The following is a 17615-nucleotide window of genomic DNA, read 5'->3' as shown; positions in this document are numbered from 1 at the left end:
GGCTATCATCATTTCACCCCTCTGGCGCCCGGCTGTGCACCCCCACGTGGTTCCCGCGCGGAGCCGGAGGAGCCAGGGAGACCGCCTTTGAATCGACGAGTCGTAGTCACGGGAATGGGCGCGGTCACCGCGTTCGGGAGCGATTGGGCCGCCGTGGAGGCCCGCCTGCGCGCGGGCGCCAACGCGGTGGTGACCATGCCGGACTGGGCGGCCTACCCGGATCTCCAGACGCGCCTCGGGGCCCCCATCCCGGACTTCCAGGCGCCCGCCCACTACCCGCGCAAGTTCATCCGCTCCATGGGCCGCGTGGCCCTCCTCGGGGTGCGGGCCACGGAACTGGCGTTGACGGATGCCGGTCTCCTGGACGACCCCCTCCTGAAAAGCGGCCGCATGGGCGTGGCCTACGGCTCCTCGTCAGGCAGCCTGGAACCCATCCTGGGCCTGGGCTCCGCCCTCGCCGGCGGCAGGGCCACCGGCATCAGCGCCACGGGCTACATCCAGTTCATGAGCCACACCGCCGCCGTGAACATCGGCCTCTTCTTCGGCATGCAGGGGCGCGTCATCCCCACCAGCAGCGCCTGCACCTCCGGCAGCCAGGGGCTGGGCTACGCCTACGAGGCCATCAAGTACGGCCTGCAGGACGCCATGGTGGCCGGGGGTTCCGACGAGCTGACGTTCTGCAGCGCGGCGGTCTTCGACACCCTCTTCGCCACCAGCCTGCGGAATGCCGAGCCGGACCGCTCCCCGCGCCCCTTCGACGCCCAGCGGGACGGCCTCGTCCTCGGCGAGGGCGGCTGCACCTTCGTGCTGGAGGAGCGGGAGCGGGCCCTGGCCCGGGGCGCCCGGATCTACGCCGAGATCCTCGGCTTCGGCACCAATTCCGACGGCAGCCACATCACCCAGCCCCAGGCCCCCACCATGGCCGCGACCATGCAGTCCGCCCTCGCCGACGCGGGGCTCCCCCCGGAGGCCGTGGACTGGGTCGACGCCCACGGCACCGCCACCGAACACGGCGACATCGCCGAGACCCAGGCCACCCGGGCCACCTTCGGCCGCGCGGTGCCCATCGTCTCCTTCAAGAGCTACCTGGGCCACACCCTGGGCGCCTGCGGCGCCATCGAGGCCTGGCTGGGGATCCAGATGACCCGCTCCGGCTGGGTCGCGCCCACCCTCAACCTCGACGCCGTGGACCCCCGCTGCGCCGACCTCGACTACATCCGCGGCGCGGGCCGGAAGCCCGCGGGCGCCGTGTTCATGAACAACAACTTCGCCTTCGGGGGCATCAACACCTCCCTCGTCCTCGAATGCGCCCCTTGAGCCGGCCCCCCGGCGGAGTCTCCCCATGCGCATCCTCCAGTCGCTGACGACCGCCCTCCTCCTCTCCGCCTGCGCGGTCCTCGGGGCCCGGGAGGCCGGACCCCGGCAGGCCGGCCCCGTCGTCCTCATGGCCAGCACCATCGGCCCCATCGACGCGGGGATCGTGGAGGCCCTGGAGGCCGGCTTCGAGCGGGACACCGGCATCCGGGTCCGCCACGTCGGCGCCGGGACGGGGGCGGCCCTGGACATCGGGCGGCAGGGGAACGTGGACCTGGTGCTCGTCCACGCCCGGGCCCTGGAGGAGCGGTTCGTCGCCGAAGGGTTCGGCCTGGAGCGGATCCCGCTCATGTACAACGACTTCGTCCTGGTCGGCCCCCCCTCGGACCCCGCCGGGGTGCGGGGGATGAAGGGCGCCCTCGAGGCCCTGCGCGTCCTGGCCGCCAAGGGCGCCCCCTTCGTGACGCGGGGCGACCTCTCCGGCACCCACGTGGCGGAACGGGACCTGTGGACCCTGGCCGGGATCAAGCCCGAAGGCCCCTGGTACCGCAAGTTCGAGCGCGGCGCCGAGGGCAACGTGGCCACCCTCCTCTTCACGGGGCAGCAGGGCGCCTACACCCTCATCGACCGCGCCACCTACCTGGGCGCCCGGAGCCGGGTGGCCCTGGACGTGCTGGTGGAGGGCGACGAGGTCCTGCTCAACCACATCTCCGTGATCCTGGTGAACCCGGCCCGGTTCCCCCGCGTCGACCATGCCGCGGCCAAGGCCTTCGCGGCCTGGCTCACGGATCCCGCCAAGGGCCAGGCCGTCATCGCCGCCTTCGGGAAGGACAGGTTCGGCCAGCCCCTCTTCTTCCCCGAGTCCAGGGCCTGGAAGGCCGCCGCGGCGGGATCCCGGTAGGCGAAAACACGCGGATCGACTACCCTGGTCCTACCACGCACCGGGAAGGCCATGCCCGCGCCCCAGCCGCTCACACGCCTCATCGAGCTTCTCCACCAGGCCTATCGGGCCCAGCTGGTGCACGCCCCCGACCATCCCGACGCCCTCGCGGCCCTGGCGGCGCTGGAGGCCTACGTCCCAGGCCTCCTGGAGACCCTCGGCGCCATCGAGCTCCGCAGCACCGGCGTCGGCTTCGCGACCCCCGGCGGCCCCGTGACCGGCGCTCCCAACGCGGCCATGGCCCTGGCCCGGGAGATGGAGGCCCGGGGCATGGGCGGGGTGGCCTTCCTCCCCGGCCTGGATCCCGAGGAGCTCCGCACCCTGATCTTCATCCTGCAGCTTCGGCCCCAGCGGCTGGAGGAGATGGGCGGCGCCTCCCTGCTCCTGCCCGACGACGGCCTCCTGCGGCCCCTCCCCCCCGCGCCGCCGCCCCAGCCGCGCCCGGCCTCGCCCCTGCGGGAGGCCGACGTGGAGCTGGACTGGAACAAGGTCTTCACCGACGCGCCCCGGCCCGCGGATCCCGACCCCGTTCCCTGGGCGGGCCCCGGTCCCACCGTGGGCGGAGGGTTCCGGGACGCCGAGGCCCCCGCCCTGCCCGAGCCCCTCACGCCCGAGGAGCTGCGCCGGGCCGCGCCGCCGCAACCGGCGGTGGACGAGGCCTCCCTGCCCCCCATCGAGCCCATCGAGGTCGCGGCCCTGTCCCCCGCCGCCCTGCGGGAGGAGTTCAGCGCCCTCTTCCGCGCGGCCCTGGCGACCCGTTCCTCGCCCGACAAGGCCGGCCCCCGGAGCCCCTGGGGCGTGGACCAGCGGGAGGCCCTGGTGCGCTTCGGGTTCCGCGTGCCCGACTTCGGCGCCCTCGAGGGCGCCGGCGCGCGCCTGAGCCTGGACACGGTGGACGCCGGCGCCGTGCGCGACGCCCTCCGCCGGGCCCTGTCCGATTTCCCCGCCGGCGAGCAGGGCGACCTCGTCCTGGGCTTCCCCGGCCTGCCCGAGGGCGAGTTCGTCCTGCGCCGGGCCCTGGACTTCCTCGGCCCCGAGATGCTGGCCCAGGCCGTGGCCCACGTGCACACGGCCCACGCCCCCTCCATGTTCGACCTGGCCCTCCTCGCCGTGGCCCTCCTCCAGTGCGTGCCCGACCGGGAGCTCTGCCTGGAGGCCGTCCGCGGCCGCCTCCAGTTCGAGGGCTGGGGGATGCAGGAGGTGGAGGAGTTCAAGGAAGCCATCCAGTGGGAGTGCCAGGGCACCGACACCAAGCTCCACATGAGCCTGGAACGCCGGGCGATCCACAAGCTGGACCCCCACCTCGTCAAGACCCTGGGCCGCCAGCTGATCCGCGGGCGCCGGGTGGACGACATCCGCTCCATGCTCGCCCAGCTGGAAAAGGAGCTGGCCAGCCCCCAAGCGGGGGTGCGCCGGCACGGCATGGAGATCCTCGCCCACCTCGCCGAGGGCCTGGCGGATGCCGGCCTTCCCCAGGACCTGGAGAACCGCATCCTGGCCGCCGCCCGGGATCGCCTCACCGCCGAGAACGACCCTCCCGTCGCCCAGTGGTGCGCCCAGACCCTGGAAACCATCCTCGACCGCTGGATCGTCTACGGGCTCTTCTCCGCCGTCCACCTGGAACTGTCGGGCCTGGGCGACCTGGCCTACCCCCTGGTGGGGGCCGCCAGTTGGAAGCCCCAGCTCATCCGGGACCTCCTGGCTCGGCTGGCCAGCCCCCGCAACATCGGGCGCCTGGTGGACCTCCTCCATCACCCCAGCCCCGTGAACCCCGCCGACCGGGTCCAGGCCGTCCTCGCCCTCATGGGCCTGCCCGCCGCCGCCCATCTGGCCCGGGCCCTGGAGGAGGAGGGGATCGGCGCGAACCGGACCGCCCTCGCCGCGGCCCTGGCCGCCTTCGGCCGGCGGGCCCTGCCCGTGCTCCTGGACCTGCTCTCCTCCCCCCGGGTGGAGGTGGTCCTGGAGGCCGTGGATTTGCTCGCCCGCGCCGGGGATCCCTCCGCGACCCCCGAGCTGACGGCCGCCGTCGCCCATCCCGACGGGCGGATCCGCCGGGCGGCGGTGGCCGCCCTGGCCCACCTGGGCGGCGCGGAAGCGGCGGCCCAGGCCCTCGCCGCCGCCCTCGCCCAGGGGGACGCGGAGCTCCGCCTGGAGGGCCTGGACCTGCTGGGCGGCCTGGGCGACGCCGCGGCCCTGCCCGCCGTGCTGGCCATCCTGGCGGAGGCCGGCCCCGGGGAGGAGGCCCAGCGCCTCCGCCTGCGGGCCATCGAGACCCTGGGGCGCATCCCCGCCCCCGGCGCCGCCCGCCCCCTCCTGGACCTCTTCCAGAAGAAGGGCCTCTTCCGCGGACGGGAGCCCCTGGACCTGCGCCTGGCCGCCGCCCGCGCCCTGGCCGCCCAGAACACCACCGAGGCCCGGGAGTGCATGGCCCTGGCCCTGGAGCAGGAGAACGCCGAACCGGTGAAGGCCCTCCTCCGCCAATCCCTCGTGCGCTAAGCCCCCCCTCCGGCCCGGCTTGCGCTAACCTGGAAAAATCAAATCCAGGAGGCGGTCATGGGCGCACGGGTCGTACTTGCGGCCTGCATCGGGTTGGTGCTGGGCGCCGCGGAATGGGCCCCCCTGCCCCCGTCGGTGTGGGAGCTGAAGGAGGACCCGGCCCGGGGCCTCAAGGGCGCCGTCGTGCTGGAGAGCCGCATGTCGTTCACGGGCCGCGCCATCCTGCATTCGGCGCGGATCCGGATCCTGTCCGAGGCGGGACGCGACGCCGCCGAGTTCGACGACTTCCTCCCCGAGGCCTACGACGTGGAGGGGCGGACGGTTCAGCGGGACGGCAAGGTGGTCCCCTTCGAGGGGCGCAAGGACTTCAAGGTGAAGGCCATCAAGGGGACCGAGGACCGCAAGGTCCTCATCCCGCCCGGGGTCACCTCCGACTGCGTGGTCGAGCTCCGGTGGAGCGACTACGCGACGGTGGGCGAGGGCAACCTGCCGCCCAGCCTGGGCTACTCCGGGGAGTGGCTCATCGGGGGCCGCTATCCCATCCTCGAGCAGACCATCGAGTTCTGGCCCGGCTACCACTGGAACGGGCTGGTGCTGCCGGGCCGGACCACGGCCCCCGAGGTGTCGCCCGACCGGCGCAAGTACGTGTTCCGGAACCTGCCCGGCCGCGAGGTGCCCCCCTACGCGCTCCGTTCCCTGGCGGGCCTGCCCTCGGTCCTCGCCTGGCGCCAGCCCGACCTGCTCCTGACCGCCTCCCGGGGCGATTCCGTGCGGTACTGGCAGGCCGCCGTGGACACCTTCTGGAAGCCCTCCTACCACGACAACGTCAAGAAGGGCCGGGCCTTCAAGGCCTTCGCGACCGAACTGACCGCGGACCTGGGGCCCGACCCGGCCCGGGCCGCCACCCTCCTCCTGCGCCGCCTGGACAAGCGGATCCGCAATGTGAGCCTGCCGACCCTGGCCGAGCTCTCCAGCCTGGACATCAAGGCCATCACGGGCGAAGCCTACGATGAGGCCCGCGACCTCGACCGCATCATCCAGCGCGGCGCCGCCACCGGCCACCAGATGGGCATCCTCTGCATCGCCCTCCTGGAGCACGCCGGCCTCAAGCCCCAGCTCGCCTTCGTGAAGAGCCGGGGCCGGAACCTCTTCCTCTTCGACCTGCCCAACGTCTTCCAGGCCACCAACCTCCTGGTCGGTGTCCCCGTCGCCAACGGCGAGGTCCTGTGGATGGACCCCGCCATGCGCTACGCCACGCCCGGGCTCATCCACCCGACCTTCCAGGGCTGGGCCGCCCTCGTGGTCGACACGGCCACCTGGAAGGCCTCCCGGGGGCACATCCCCATCCAGCCCCATACGTTCAACGTGGCCTCGTACAAGGTCACCCATACCTTCGGCGAGGGGGAGCGCTCCTTCACGCTGAAGGGGGAATTCTCGGGGCTGCCGGAGTACCTGGAGCGCCTCCGCTTCATGTCCCTGTCGGCCGCGGAGCAGACCCGCACGCTCAAGGAGTCCCTGGAGGGCTCGGTCCCGGACTGCGCCATCGGCTCCGCCCAGGTCCTCAACGCCACCGATCCCGACCGGAATGTCTCGATCACGGCGACGGGCACCCTCGAGTGCCCCCCGGGCGACACCCTCACCTTCGACCCCTTCCCCGGCGTCCCCACCCCCCTGTACCTCCCCACCGCCTGGCCCGAGACCCGCACCGAGCGGATCATCCTGGACCACCTGGGGATCCACCTGGCCACCTGCGAGTTCACCGTCCCCAAGGGCTATGCGCTCAAGGCAGGCCAGGCGAGCCAGCATCAGAATGCCTTCGGCCGGGTGATCTTCCTGGTGGAGACCAAGGACACGGGGGACGGCCTCCAGGCCAAGGCCGTGCTCCGCGTGGACCTGCTCCAGCCCACCGCCGCCCCCGAGGCCTACGCCGATTTCCGGACCTTCATGGGCTGGGTCGACGAAGCCTGCCGCCGCCAGATCGTGCTCGAAAAGCGCTGAGGAGACCCCATGTCCGCACGCACCGTCCTCGCAGCCGGCTTCACCCTCGTTGCGGCCGCGGCCGAATGGGCCCCCATCCCCCCGTCGGCCTGGGACCTGAAGGAGGACCCGGCCCGGGGGATCCAGGGCGCCGTGGTCCTGGACCAACGCCTCACCTTCACGGGCTTTTCCATCGTCCATACCCTGCGGGTCCGGATCCTGTCCGAGGCGGCGCGGGACGCGGCCGTCTTCGCCGATTTCCTGCCCGAGGCCAAGGACTTCGAAGGCCGCACCGTCTACCGCGACGGCCGGGTGGTGCCCTTCGACCTGCGCAGGGACCTGAGCACCAAGGCCCTGAAGGACCGCGCACCGGTCCGGACGCTCGTCGCGCCGGGCATCACTTCCGATTGCATCGTGGATTGCCGTTGGACCGAGGGGGACATCGAGCGGATGGCCCCCCTGCCCCTGAGCCTCGGGCCGTACGGGCACTGGCGGATCGGTGGCCCCTATCCGATCCAGCAGCTGACGATCGAATTCCTGCCCCGCTTCGGCTGGGTGTCCGCCCTCCTCGGCTGGCCCCACTTTTCGCGCACCGAAGCGTCCGGAACGATCACCTACGTCCTGCGCGACATCCCGCGCTGGGAAGGCCCGCCCTACGCCCTGAAGGCCCTGACGGGCCTTCCCCAGCTGGCCGTGTGGTGGCAGCCCCCGGACCTGGTCGAGGCGGGTACGCAGGGAGCCCAGGCCTACTGGGAGGCCACGGTCGAGCACTTCTGGAAGCGGATGTTCAAGCGGGATGTGCGCGCGGGCAAGGCCTTCCAGGCCTTCGCCAAGGAGCTGACCAACGGTCTACCTGCCGAGCCTGGTCCGGCGGCGAGCACACTCCTCCGGCGCCTGGACCGCAGGATCCGCAACATCGACCAGGCCACCCTGGAGGAAGAGGGCTCCCTGAACCTCAAGGCCATCGGCGCCGATACCTACAAGGAGGCCCGCGACCTGGATTTCCTCGTCGAGCGGGGATCGGCCCAGCCCGGGGAGATGCTGCAGCTGTACCTGGCCCTCCTGGACCACGCCAACGCCAGACCCATCCTCGCCCTGGCCCGCAACCGGAGGCGGGGCCGCCTCCACTACGACCTGCCCAACGCCTACCAGGCGGACCGTGTCCTGGTCGGGGTGCGGGGGGGCGGGGACCGGATCCTGTGGTTCGACCCCACCCTGCGCTTCGCGCCCCCCGGGCTCATCCACCCCGACTACCAGGGCACGGACGCGGTCCTCGTGGACACGGCCACCTGGGAGGTCTCCCGGGGGGTCCTCCCCGTCCAGGCGCCCGAGGCCCATGTGACCCATTTCGCCTACACCGCCACGATCGGGGAGGACGGCCGCCACTTCCGCCTCGCCGCCACCTTCACCGGCATCCCGGAATGGCGGCAGCGGGCCCGGTTCATGCACCTTTCCCCGGAAGGCCAGGCGAGCCTGCTCCGGAGCGCCCTGGAGGCCGCCCTCCCGGAGGCCGGCATCACGTCCGCCCAGGTGCTCAACGCCCTGGAGCCCGACGCCAACCTCGCCTGGCGCGCGGAAGGGAATCTGGACGCGGCGCCCACGGCCCCCTTCTTCCCCTTCCCCGGCATGGCCTCCCCCCTGTACCTGCCCGCCACCTGGCCGGAACCCCGCACGGCACCCATCGTTCTCGATCACCTGGGCATCCAGGTGGCGACCTGCACCTTCCCGATCCCCCCGGGGTACGCCCTCGCGCCCTTCAAGCCCTTCGTGCGCGAGAACGCCTTCGGCCGCGTGGCCTACCTGGTGGAAACCCGGAAGGAAGGCGACGCGGTCCAGGCCAAGGCGGCCTTCCGGGTCGATGTGCGCCGGGCCGCGGCCCCCGCCAGCGAGATCGCCGCCTTCCGGACCTTCCTCGGCTGGATCGATGAGGCCATGCACCTGAACCTTGCCCTGGAGCGCCTGTGATCCGTCGCCTCCTCTTCTCCGTGCTCTTCGCCCTGGCCCTGCCCGCCCAGGACGTTTCCCGGCTGCCCGAATGGGCGCGGGGACCGGCCCAGGCGGCCCAGGCCGAGGCGCCCCCGGCGGGGGCCTGGGCCTGGGGGCTCTTCCTCCGCCAGGAAGCGGCCTACACCGGCGGCGGGGAAGTGCGCGTGCGGACCCTGCGCCTGGTGAAGGTCCTGGGCGAGCGCGGGCTCCAGGAAGGGGCCTACACCCTCCACAGCCTCGGTGGCCGGGCCTCCCGCCTCAAGCACCTCAAGGGCTGGAACCTCCGCCCCGATGGCGAGCTGGTGAAGCTGGAGCGCGATGATGTCGCCTGGACGGACGCGGATTCGGACGGCGAGGTCAGCACCCGGGTGAGGACGTCGGCCTGGCTCCAGCGGGTGGCTCCGGGCAGCCTGGTGGCCTTCGAGGCCCTGACGGTGGAGCGGCTGCCCATGGGGCCCGACAAGGTCTGGTACCTGCCGGAGGACATCCCCATCCGGCGCTGGGAGCTGGCCTTCGCCAAGCGCGGGGGCTTCTTCAGCGACCTCTCCGAGGTGGCCTCCCCCCTGGAGACGCGGAACTGGGCCGAATGGGGCCTGCGACCCGAACCCCTGGAGGGGGGCGGCCTCGCGGCCAACGCCATCCCCCCCCTGCCCGAGCACGAGCGCGCCACCCCCTACCTGCCCGACATCCTGCCCAAGGTCCTCCTGCGCTTCCAGGATCCCGGCGACCTCCGGAGCGCGCCCAGAACCACCTGGGCGGCCCTCGGCGCCTGGCTCTGGGCCCGGTACGACGAGGTCCGGGCCCCCGGGAGCATCCCCGGCCTCGCGGGCCTGCCGCCCCGGGAGGCCCTCGCCGCCATCAGCCGCTGGATGCGCCGGGAACTGGTGTACAGGGCCGTCTACCTGACCCCCGAACGGGGCTGGATCCCCGTGTCCCCCGCCGAAGTGATGCGCCGCCGCTACGGTGACTGCAAGGACCTGGCCACCTGCCTCATCGCGGAAGCCGCCCAGGCGGGCCTCAAGGCCTTCCCCGCCCTTTGCCGCATCCAGGACGGCGCCATCGCCGACGACGCGCCCGTGAGCGCCTATGCCTTCAACCATGTGATCGCCGCGATCCGGCTCCCCGAAAGCCTGGGCTGGCCCGCGGAGGTGGAGACGCCCGCGGGCCGCTTCCTCCTGGTGGACGCCACGGCCCGGTACACCTCGATGGGGCTCCTCCCGCCCGATCACCGGGGGCGGCGGCTCCTGATCTGCACCCCCGAAGGCGGCATCTGGGTCCGGGTGCCCGACACCGCCACCGCGCGCCCCCGGGTCGAGGTGGATCTGGATGGCGCCGCCGAAGCCTCGGGCGCGGTCCAGGCCACGGTCCGGATCCGGGAGTCGGCCGATGCCTGGGGCCTGCGGGAGGTGGCCCATGTGGGCGGCCTGGACGACCTGCGCCGGCACCTCGTCAGGACCGGCTTCCAGATCCCGCCGGGGGGCGCCCTCACCGACCTCTCGACCGGGGATCCCCTCGATGTGGACCGGCCCTTCGAGGTCCGCTTCAAGCTCCGCCACCCCCAGGGCTGGTACACCACCGGCACCCGCGGCACGCTGATCGACTGGGGCCTGCCCTCCGCCCCGGCCGCGGCCCAGAAACCCGGCGTCCCCCGCCGGCTGCCCTTCCAGCGCCGCGCCAACCGGGAGCTGGTCATCCACGCCGCGTGGACGCTGCCCGCGCCCGCCCAGCCCTCCCTCCCCGAACTCAAGAGCGACACCCCCCTGCGCAGCCTGCGCTGGACGGCCCGGGCCGAGGGCCCCCGGCTCCTTCTCGACCTGGAGGACCGCCTCAAGGACGCCGATTTCTCCTGGGACCGGCGCCCCGAGGGGGTGCAGGCCTGGAAGGCGGACCGCCAGCTCATCCAGAAGCTGCTGGACCAGGGCCTGCGCTTCCAATGGGGCGCGGGCGCGCCCTGAGGCGCCCCGGATCCCGTCCACCCCCCAGGAGACCCCCTTGCCCAGCCCGTCCCCATCCATGCCTTCGGCCCGGAAGCGCCGCCCCTGGCGCCCCCTGGCCCTCGCCTTCCTCGCGACCGCCCTCGCCTTCGGCCAGGCCCCCGGGCCCGAGATCGTCCTCCTCGGCACCGTCCACGACATGCACATGAAACCCGGGATGCACTTCTCCCTGGGCGACCTCCGGCGCCAGATCGAGGCCATCGGCCCCGATCTCATCTGCCTCGAGATCGAGCCCGAGGCCTTCGACGGCCCCATGGAGGGCTACTTCCCCCCCGAGGCGGCCTTCATCGCCGCCATCGCCCCGGACCTCCACGCCCGGGTGGCGCCCACCGATTGGCGCATCGCCAAGGCCTGGCAGGACCGCGCGGAGGCCCAGGTTCCCGCCGCCGTCCGGGCCGAGATCGACGCCATCGGGCAGAAGACCGTGAAGGAGCTGCAGGCCGCGGCCGAGGCCAAGGGGCTCTACGAATTCCTGCACGGGCCCTTCCTGGCCGAGGTGGACCACATGTTCTTCGAGGTGGCCGGCGACAACACCCCGGCGGACATCGCGGGCGGCGCCTGGATCGAACGCAACCGCCGCGTCATCGAGCACACCCTGGACGCCGCGCCCGGCGCGAAGCGGATCCTCATCGTCTATGGCGCCGCCCACCTGCCCCAGCTCGCCCGGGAGCTCCGGCAGCGGGGCCTCCCCTCCCGGATCGCTCCCCGGCGCTTCGAGCCGGGGGGCATCGCTCCCGTCCCCCCCGCCGTTCTCGCCCGCTGGCGCCGGAACCTGGAGAACCTGAAGGGCATCCGCGACGGCCGGATCCGCGTGAGCCGGGACAGCGCCGAGAAGGTCAAGGCCAGCAAGCGGATCGAGAACCTCGAGGAGGCCCTCGCCGTCTACGGGCCGACCCGCCCCTGACGGGGGTTCCATCAGCCGGGCTCCCCGTCCTCCAGGCGACGCGCCAGGTCGAGGTTCCAGCTGCGCCTTCGCCGCGAAGCCCCTGCCCCGCACCGGACGGCCCGTGCCGGTGGTGCCGGGCGCCCGGCGCTTGGGGTGCGGCCGGCACCTCCGACATACTGGAAGCGAGGCAAGCCCGTTCGTCCTCTTCTGGAACGGGCCCTTCCCGGGAGTTCCCATGCCGAACAGGCGTTCCCTCATGTGCCTGGCCGCCCTCGCGGCCCCCTCCCTCTTCGGCCAGGCGCCTCCCCCGACCCCCGCCGAGACCCTGGCCACGGCCAAACGCCACCTCCAGGATTGGCGCAGGTCCATCCAGGCCGAGCTGATGGATGACTGGGGCCAGCGGGCGCGCTACCGGGACGCCAACGCCCGGCTGAGGGCGCCCCGCCCCGGGGAGGACCGCGTGGTGTTCCTGGGCGACTCCATCACGGACATCTGGGACCTGGCGGCGAGCTTCCCCGGCCGCCCCTACGTGAACCGGGGCATCAGCGGCCAGACCACGGGCCAGATGCTCCTCCGCTTCCAGCAGGACGTCGTGGCCCTGCGCCCCCGTGCCGTCGTGATCCTCGCGGGCACCAACGACATCGCCGGGAACACGGGCCCCATCGCCCTCGAGGACATCGAGGCCAATCTCGCCTCCATGGCCGACCTGGCCGTGGCCAACGGGATCCGCCCCGTCCTGTGCACCGTCCTGCCCGTCCACAACGACACCGAGGCCTCCCGGGACTACTTCGTCACGCGCCCCCTGGACCGCATCCAGGCCCTGGACCAGTGGATCCGGTCCTACTGCGCCCGCAAGGGCCTGGACCTGGCGGATCTCCACGCGGCCACCGTGGACGGCCGCGGCCAGCTCAAGCGCGCCCTGGCCGAGGACGGGCTCCACCCGAACGCCGCGGGCTTCGCCGCCCTGGCGCCCGTCGTGGAAGCCGCCCTGCGCAGGGCCCTGGCCCGCTGAGGGGACAGCTCCCGGAACCCGCGCGCCCTACTCGGCGCCTGGAACGGGCAGACCCCGCCCACCCGCCTGCGGCGAAGGCGCGGGGTGGCAGCCTTCCAGGGCGATGAACGTGTCGTCGATGCGCTTCTGGATGGCGTCCGCGGCCGCGAGCACCGTCCCGTTGATGGCGCGGGCCTCGGCGATCCTCTGGAAGCTCAGGTACCAGTCCATGGCGTTGTAGGCCTCCTTGAGGGCCAGTTCCACGCCCGCGATGACCGGGACCTTCCGGGCCACCCACTTGCCCACGACCTGGTTCGAGGCCGCCAGCTTGGTGAGGTCCAGCAGCGCGTTCAGGGCGGGCGCCTCGCCGCCGAAATACGCCTTCAGGCGCGGATCGGCGAACATCTCAGCCAACTCCCGGTTGGAGCCTTCCAACTGCGCCAGCAGGGCCGAGACCCCATCCTTCAGGAACGTCTGCCATTCGCCCAGGCTGCGGGTGAAATCCAGGAGGTGCCCGGCGGAGGACAAGGCCCGGAGCCGCTGGATCTTGGCCCGGATGGCCGCCACATCCAGGCCCTCCTTGCCCATCCTCCCGGCCTCCCGTTCCAGGATCCGCTCCAGGCGGCCAGCCGCTTCGGCCCGTTGGCTCATCGCATCCAGGACCGTGCCGGTCAGGGCCTCCATGCCGTCCTGCGCCGCCTTCAGCAGGGCGGCGCGATTGGCGGCCTCCCAGATGTCCACCTGCGCCTGGGACGCCTGGACCGTCCTCTGGAATGCCGCCCGCTGCTGGACGGCTCCCTCCAAGGTCTGCGCCAGCCGCGCGCAATCGGGCGTCCTCACCTGGGGCTTCCGGGCCGCTTCGACCTTGGGCGCATCCGCCCGCAGGCGCGCCACCAGCAGGCGTCCGGCCTTGCGCAGATCCACCACCCGAGGGTCGTTCCCCGGGTTCACAAGGAACTGGATGTCCTGGAGGGGCATGGTGTCCCCGAAGAACGGCGTGGGACCCGCTGGCGTATCGAAGGGGGCCCGGGCCCGGGCTTCGAGGGTCTCCCCGTCCAGGGGCTTCAGGTCCAGGCGGGCGTTGGAGAGGGCCTTGAAGGCGGCCCCCTGGGAGCCGTCCAGAGGTTTGTAGGCTTCCATCATCCGGAGGTAGGCTGCCTGAGCGGCCTCATCCCGGGCCTGCCGGGCTTCCGCAGCCTGGGCCTCGGCCTCCGCCGCCGCCCGGGCCTCCGGCGCTTCCGGTTCGGGGTCGGAGGCGAACAGGGACGTGAGCAGGTTCTGGAACAGCGTTCCGGCCAGGGAGGCCTTCGGTTCAACCGGCCGGGCCGACGGCTTCCGGGCCGGCGCATGATAGGGACAGCGGGCGGCGTGGACGCCGTTGGGCAGGGGCGTTCCGCAGTAGATGCAGACCGGCCTCGACGCGCCCGGAACCACCTGGGCGCAGAGGGGGACGGCAAGGAGGAGCGAGGCCAGCGCGCGGCTCATGCGATCTCCCTATTCCAGCAGGATCTCCCATTCGTAGATCTTGTCCTGGGCGCTGCGCGCGTCCTTGGCCTCGGGCTCCAGGAGCAGATACTGCTTCATGAACCCGATGGCCTGGCGGTACCCGCCGACCTGAGCGGAGAGCAGGGCCATGTTGAAGTAGGCCGCGGGGTAGGACACAGGGTCCACGGCAAGGGCCCTCCGGTACCGTTCGATCGCCCTTCGGTAGTCCTTCTGCTGGTTCAAGGCGTTGGCCTGGACGATGAAGCGCCGTTGTTCTTCGGTGACGGGCGGCTTGACCGCCAGGGCGCGGTACCGGGTGGCCAGGACCTCGAAGCGAGCGGCCTCCTCCTCCCCCTTGCGGACCCCCTGCTGGATGGACTGGAGCGCATCGGCGGCCTTCTCCGCATCCTTCAGATCAGGCTTCTGGAAGTGGAGGGAGAGCCCATGGCCCAGAACGATCACATAGGGGAACCCGTCTGGAGCCCGCTTCCTGGCCACCCGGATGGGAACCCCGAGTACGTCCGCGTAGTAGAAGGCCACCCGTGGGCTCAGTTCGATGCGGTCCTCCAGAATCGAAACCGTCTTGTATTGCAGGTACCTCAGGTTGTGGTCGTCATCGTAGGTATAACTGCTGAGATCACCGTAATTGCCGCCCTTCAGGAGGGCGGCCAATTCGTTCCGGTTGTCGAACTTCGTGATATCGATCGAGGTGAGGCCGCCTTTCGTGAACCGCACGCCCACCTCGCGGCGACGGTCCCGCAGGAGCGCGGCCAGGGTTTCCCGGGCGGAGGTCACCGATTCGACCCCGGGCGAGACGGTGGGGAGATAGACCTGCTCCAGGCCTTCCGGCAGGGTCTGGGACCCCAGGGCGACGCTTGCCGACAGGATCCATATGCGTGAAAGTCTCATGGCCGACCTGCCCCCTTCCTGCATGGACGAAATGAAACACCAGCCTGCGGTTCACTTCCTGGGGTAGCGCACGAACGGTTCGATTTCAGATCATTCTAGTCCCGAGCCGCCCCTCGAACCATCCCAGCACCTCGGCTTCCTGGGGCTTCAGGAGGAAGGGCAGGGTGAAGTGGTCCGCCTCCGGCAGGAGGACCAGCCGGCTTCCCGGGGCGGCGACCGCCCGCAGGACCTCGCTGTCGGCCGGCGGCACCAGGGCATCCTTCGCCCCGTGCAGGAAGAGCACGGGCCGGCCCGACCCCGCCACCGCCCCGGGGATATCGATCTGAGCCCACCGGAAGCCCGCCGCGCCGGGGGCCGCCTGGACGGCCTTCCGGAGGGTGGCCTCCGAGGCCCACCAGAGCTTCCTGCGGAAGGGCGGGAAGTTGCGCAGAAGGCTTTCGATGGCCGCCCGGGGATCGGCGAAGGGCTCCAGGGCCACCACGGTCGCGACCCTCCCGTCCAGGCCCGCCCACTGGAGGGCCGCGCTCGCGCCCAGGGAGACCCCCAGGACCCCCACCTTCCCCTCCACGAGCCCCGCTTCGGCCGCGCGGTCCAGGAGGAGCTTGAGATCCATGGCCTCGAAGGCGCCGTACCCGATCCATTCCCCCGAAGAGCCCCCGTGCCCGCGCAGATCCACGAGCACGCACCGGTACCCGGCCTGGGCGAGGGTCACCGCCCAGGGGACCAGCTGCTCCTTCTGCTGGGCGAACCCGTGCAGGAGGAAGATCGTTCCCCGCGGCCGGGGGGGCGCCCCCTCCGGCCGGCGGAAGGACATCTGCAGGGAAAGGTTCACGGCCTTCGCCGTGCGGGCGGCGTCGAAGGCGTAGGCCAGGTGCCAGTCGCCGGGTTCGACGATCGCGGTCGCCAGGGAGACGGCTGGGCGCCCCTCCGTCGCCGGAAGGTCGAAGCGGCGGGGGGTGAAGTCCCGGCCGACCTCCACCAGGTTCCGGATGGACGCGCCGCTCCGGTTGGGGGCAGCGACCAGCTTGCGGGCCAGACCCGAGGAGGTGCACCCGGTGAGCAGCCCGGCCAGGAGGAGCAGGAGGAGGGAGCGCATGGTTCGATCATAGAACGTGCGCCCCTCTTCCGGATCGGCGGGGGGACCTCAGATGGCCGTCTGCATGACCGTGAGGATCACCGTGTTGACGATGTCCACCGCCGTGCACCCGCGGCTCAGATCGTTGCCGGGCTTCTTGAGGCCCTGCAGGAAGGGGCCGTTGGCACTCGCCCCGCCGAAGCGCTCGGCGATCTTGTAGCCGATGTTGCCGGCGTTGAGGTCGGGGAAGACGAGGACATTGGCGGCCCCGGCCACCTTGGAGCCGGAGAACTTCTTCTGGCCGATGGCGGGGATCATGGCCGCGTCGAACTGGATCTCGCCGTCCACGTTCAGGTCGGGGCGGCGCTCGCGGACCTCCTTCAGGGCGGCCCGGACCTTGTCCACCTTCTCGTGCTCGGCGCTGCCGGCGGTGCTGAAGCTGAGCATGGCCACCTTCGGGTCCACGCCGAGCATCGCCTTGGCGCTGTCGGCGGAGGCGATGGCGATCTCGGCCAGCTGGGAGGCGTCGGGATCGGGCATCACGGCGCAGTCGCCGAACATCATGGCGCCGCGCTCCCCGAACTGGGGATCCGGGTGGATCATCAGGAAGGCGGAGCTCACGGTCTTGATCCCGGGGGCGCAGCCGATGGTGAGGAGGCAGGCCCGCACGGTCTCGCCGGTGGTGTTGAGGGCGCCGGCCACGAAGCCGTCGGCCTGGCCCGTGCGCACCATCATGCCGCCGAAGTAGAGGGGCTGCTTCACGGTCTCCAGGGCCTTCTCCTCGGTCATGCCCTTGTGCTTGCGCGCCTCGTAGAACTCCGTGGCGAAGGGGGCCAGGGAGGCGTCGGTGGCGGGGTTCCGCAGGGTCGCGCCGGCCAGGGAGACGCCGAGCTCGGCCGCACGGGCGTTCATGGCGGCGGGATCCCCCAGGACCGTGAGCTTGCAGATGCCGTCCTTGAGCAGGCTTCCAGCCGCAAGCAGGGTGCGGTCGTCCACGCCTTCGGGCAGGACGATGTGGCGCCCCAGGGACGTGGCCCGTTCCCTGAAGACCTTGAACCAGGCTTCGTGATTGGCATTCATGACGGCTCCTTCTCCTCCGGCGCTCCCGCGCGAACCAGGAATTCCGCGAGGCGGAAGTCCTCCTCCCGGATGTGCTTGACCAACCAAGCATCCAGTCCATCCAGGATACCCGGAGTGAGGGCCGCCGCACCGCTGCGCAGGCGGTCCAGCAGCAGGTCCACCTCCCGGGCGGCCTCGGCGTGGGCCGCCCGGTGGGCCGGATCACCCGGGTAGGCCGACCGGACCATCAGCTCCTGCTCCTCCAGGAAGTGCTGGACGCAGAAGTCCCTCAGGAAATAGACGACGTCCTGGGCCTCCGCCGTGCGGCCCGCGCCGGCCGCGGCCCGGAGGCGGCTCAGGGTGTCGAAGAGGATGCGGTGGTGGGCGTCCAGATCCTCGATGCCCGTCTCCAGAGTCCGGTCCCAGGTCCGTGCCGCCATGGCGCCCTCCGCAAAGCCTGATTTTGGGATTGTTCGGGAATCAGACCGCCATGGTAGCCGGAC

Annotated in this window: 13 protein-coding genes; 8 read left to right on the top strand and 5 right to left on the bottom strand. The window is 72.0% G+C overall.

Going from position 1 to position 17615, the window contains the following annotated elements:
• The first annotated feature begins 87 nt into the window (after positions 1–87).
• From R2J75_RS03275 to R2J75_RS03240, 8 genes are all read left to right on the top strand, one after another.
• Positions 88–1317 (top strand): beta-ketoacyl-ACP synthase, encoded by a 1230-nt coding sequence (locus tag R2J75_RS03275; protein ID WP_316411066.1) that lies wholly within the window; start codon positions 88–90, stop codon positions 1315–1317.
• 25 nt (positions 1318–1342) lie between these two features.
• Positions 1343–2215, top strand: a complete 873-nt coding sequence (locus tag R2J75_RS03270) for a substrate-binding domain-containing protein (protein WP_243331233.1) — start codon at positions 1343–1345, stop codon at positions 2213–2215.
• 51 nt (positions 2216–2266) lie between these two features.
• Positions 2267–4750 (top strand): HEAT repeat domain-containing protein, encoded by a 2484-nt coding sequence (locus R2J75_RS03265; RefSeq protein ID WP_279342682.1) that lies wholly within the window; start codon positions 2267–2269, stop codon positions 4748–4750.
• A 57-nt stretch (positions 4751–4807) separates the two neighbouring features.
• On the top strand, positions 4808–6748 hold the full coding sequence (locus R2J75_RS03260) for a hypothetical protein (protein WP_316411065.1): 1941 nt from the start codon (positions 4808–4810) through the stop codon (positions 6746–6748).
• Between the two features lie 9 nt (positions 6749–6757).
• Positions 6758–8692, top strand: a complete 1935-nt coding sequence (locus R2J75_RS03255) for a hypothetical protein (protein ID WP_243331237.1) — start codon at positions 6758–6760, stop codon at positions 8690–8692.
• Entirely contained in the window at positions 8689–10668 is a 1980-nt protein-coding gene (locus tag R2J75_RS03250; RefSeq protein ID WP_316411064.1) for a hypothetical protein, read from the top strand. The genes R2J75_RS03255 and R2J75_RS03250 overlap by 4 nt, the downstream gene beginning before the upstream one ends.
• A 37-nt stretch (positions 10669–10705) precedes the next feature.
• Positions 10706–11611: a hypothetical protein gene (locus tag R2J75_RS03245; RefSeq protein ID WP_243331239.1), complete on the top strand. Its 906-nt coding sequence runs from the start codon at positions 10706–10708 to the stop codon at positions 11609–11611.
• 217 nt (positions 11612–11828) lie between these two features.
• Complete coding sequence (locus R2J75_RS03240) at positions 11829–12605, top strand: GDSL-type esterase/lipase family protein (RefSeq protein ID WP_243331241.1); 777 nt, start codon at positions 11829–11831, stop codon at positions 12603–12605.
• 27 nt (positions 12606–12632) lie between these two features.
• Here the strand turns inward: R2J75_RS03240 and R2J75_RS03235 are convergent, their stop codons facing one another.
• From R2J75_RS03235 to R2J75_RS03215, 5 genes are all read right to left on the bottom strand, one after another.
• Positions 12633–14069 carry a hypothetical protein gene (locus R2J75_RS03235; protein WP_243345646.1) on the bottom strand — a complete coding sequence of 479 codons (1437 nt, stop codon included), beginning with the start codon at positions 14067–14069 and terminating at the stop codon, positions 12633–12635.
• A gap of 9 nt (positions 14070–14078) precedes the next feature.
• On the bottom strand, positions 14079–14978 hold the full coding sequence (locus tag R2J75_RS03230; RefSeq protein ID WP_316411063.1) for a tetratricopeptide repeat protein: 900 nt from the start codon (positions 14976–14978) through the stop codon (positions 14079–14081).
• A gap of 85 nt (positions 14979–15063) precedes the next feature.
• The gene (locus R2J75_RS03225; RefSeq protein WP_316411062.1) at positions 15064–16074 is read right to left on the bottom strand and encodes an alpha/beta hydrolase; all 1011 of its coding nucleotides are present in this window, start codon (positions 16072–16074) and stop codon (positions 15064–15066) included.
• Positions 16075–16122: 48 nt separating this feature from the next.
• The gene (gene pta / locus R2J75_RS03220; RefSeq protein WP_316411061.1) at positions 16123–17133 is read right to left on the bottom strand and encodes a phosphate acetyltransferase; all 1011 of its coding nucleotides are present in this window, start codon (positions 17131–17133) and stop codon (positions 16123–16125) included.
• On the bottom strand, positions 17130–17552 hold the full coding sequence (locus R2J75_RS03215) for a bacteriohemerythrin (RefSeq protein WP_243331257.1): 423 nt from the start codon (positions 17550–17552) through the stop codon (positions 17130–17132). Before R2J75_RS03215 ends, pta begins: the two co-directional genes overlap by 4 nt.
• Positions 17553–17615: the final 63 nt, after the last annotated feature.

The organism is Mesoterricola sediminis, assembly GCF_030295425.1.
GTDB lineage: Bacteria > Acidobacteriota > Holophagae > Holophagales > Holophagaceae > Mesoterricola > Mesoterricola sediminis.
The sequence above is the reverse complement of the archived record's forward strand: the minus strand, read 5'-3'. Positions and strand labels throughout refer to the sequence as shown.

Bases quoted from the DNA above. Each gene is read 5' to 3' on its own strand.
- R2J75_RS03265 (WP_279342682.1), top strand. From the start codon at position 2,267: ATGCCCGCGCCCCAGCCGCTCACACGCCTCATCGAGCTTCTCCACCAG.
- R2J75_RS03255 (WP_243331237.1), top strand. From the start codon at position 6,758: ATGTCCGCACGCACCGTCCTCGCAGCCGGCTTCACCCTCGTTGCGGCC.
- R2J75_RS03270 (WP_243331233.1), top strand. From the start codon at position 1,343: ATGCGCATCCTCCAGTCGCTGACGACCGCCCTCCTCCTCTCCGCCTGC.
- R2J75_RS03260 (WP_316411065.1), top strand. From the start codon at position 4,808: ATGGGCGCACGGGTCGTACTTGCGGCCTGCATCGGGTTGGTGCTGGGC.
- R2J75_RS03235 (WP_243345646.1), bottom strand. From the start codon at position 14,069: ATGAGCCGCGCGCTGGCCTCGCTCCTCCTTGCCGTCCCCCTCTGCGCC.
- R2J75_RS03230 (WP_316411063.1), bottom strand. From the start codon at position 14,978: ATGAGACTTTCACGCATATGGATCCTGTCGGCAAGCGTCGCCCTGGGG.
- pta (WP_316411061.1), bottom strand. From the start codon at position 17,133: ATGAATGCCAATCACGAAGCCTGGTTCAAGGTCTTCAGGGAACGGGCC.
- R2J75_RS03225 (WP_316411062.1), bottom strand. From the start codon at position 16,074: ATGCGCTCCCTCCTCCTGCTCCTCCTGGCCGGGCTGCTCACCGGGTGC.
- R2J75_RS03215 (WP_243331257.1), bottom strand. From the start codon at position 17,552: ATGGCGGCACGGACCTGGGACCGGACTCTGGAGACGGGCATCGAGGAT.
- R2J75_RS03240 (WP_243331241.1), top strand. From the start codon at position 11,829: ATGCCGAACAGGCGTTCCCTCATGTGCCTGGCCGCCCTCGCGGCCCCC.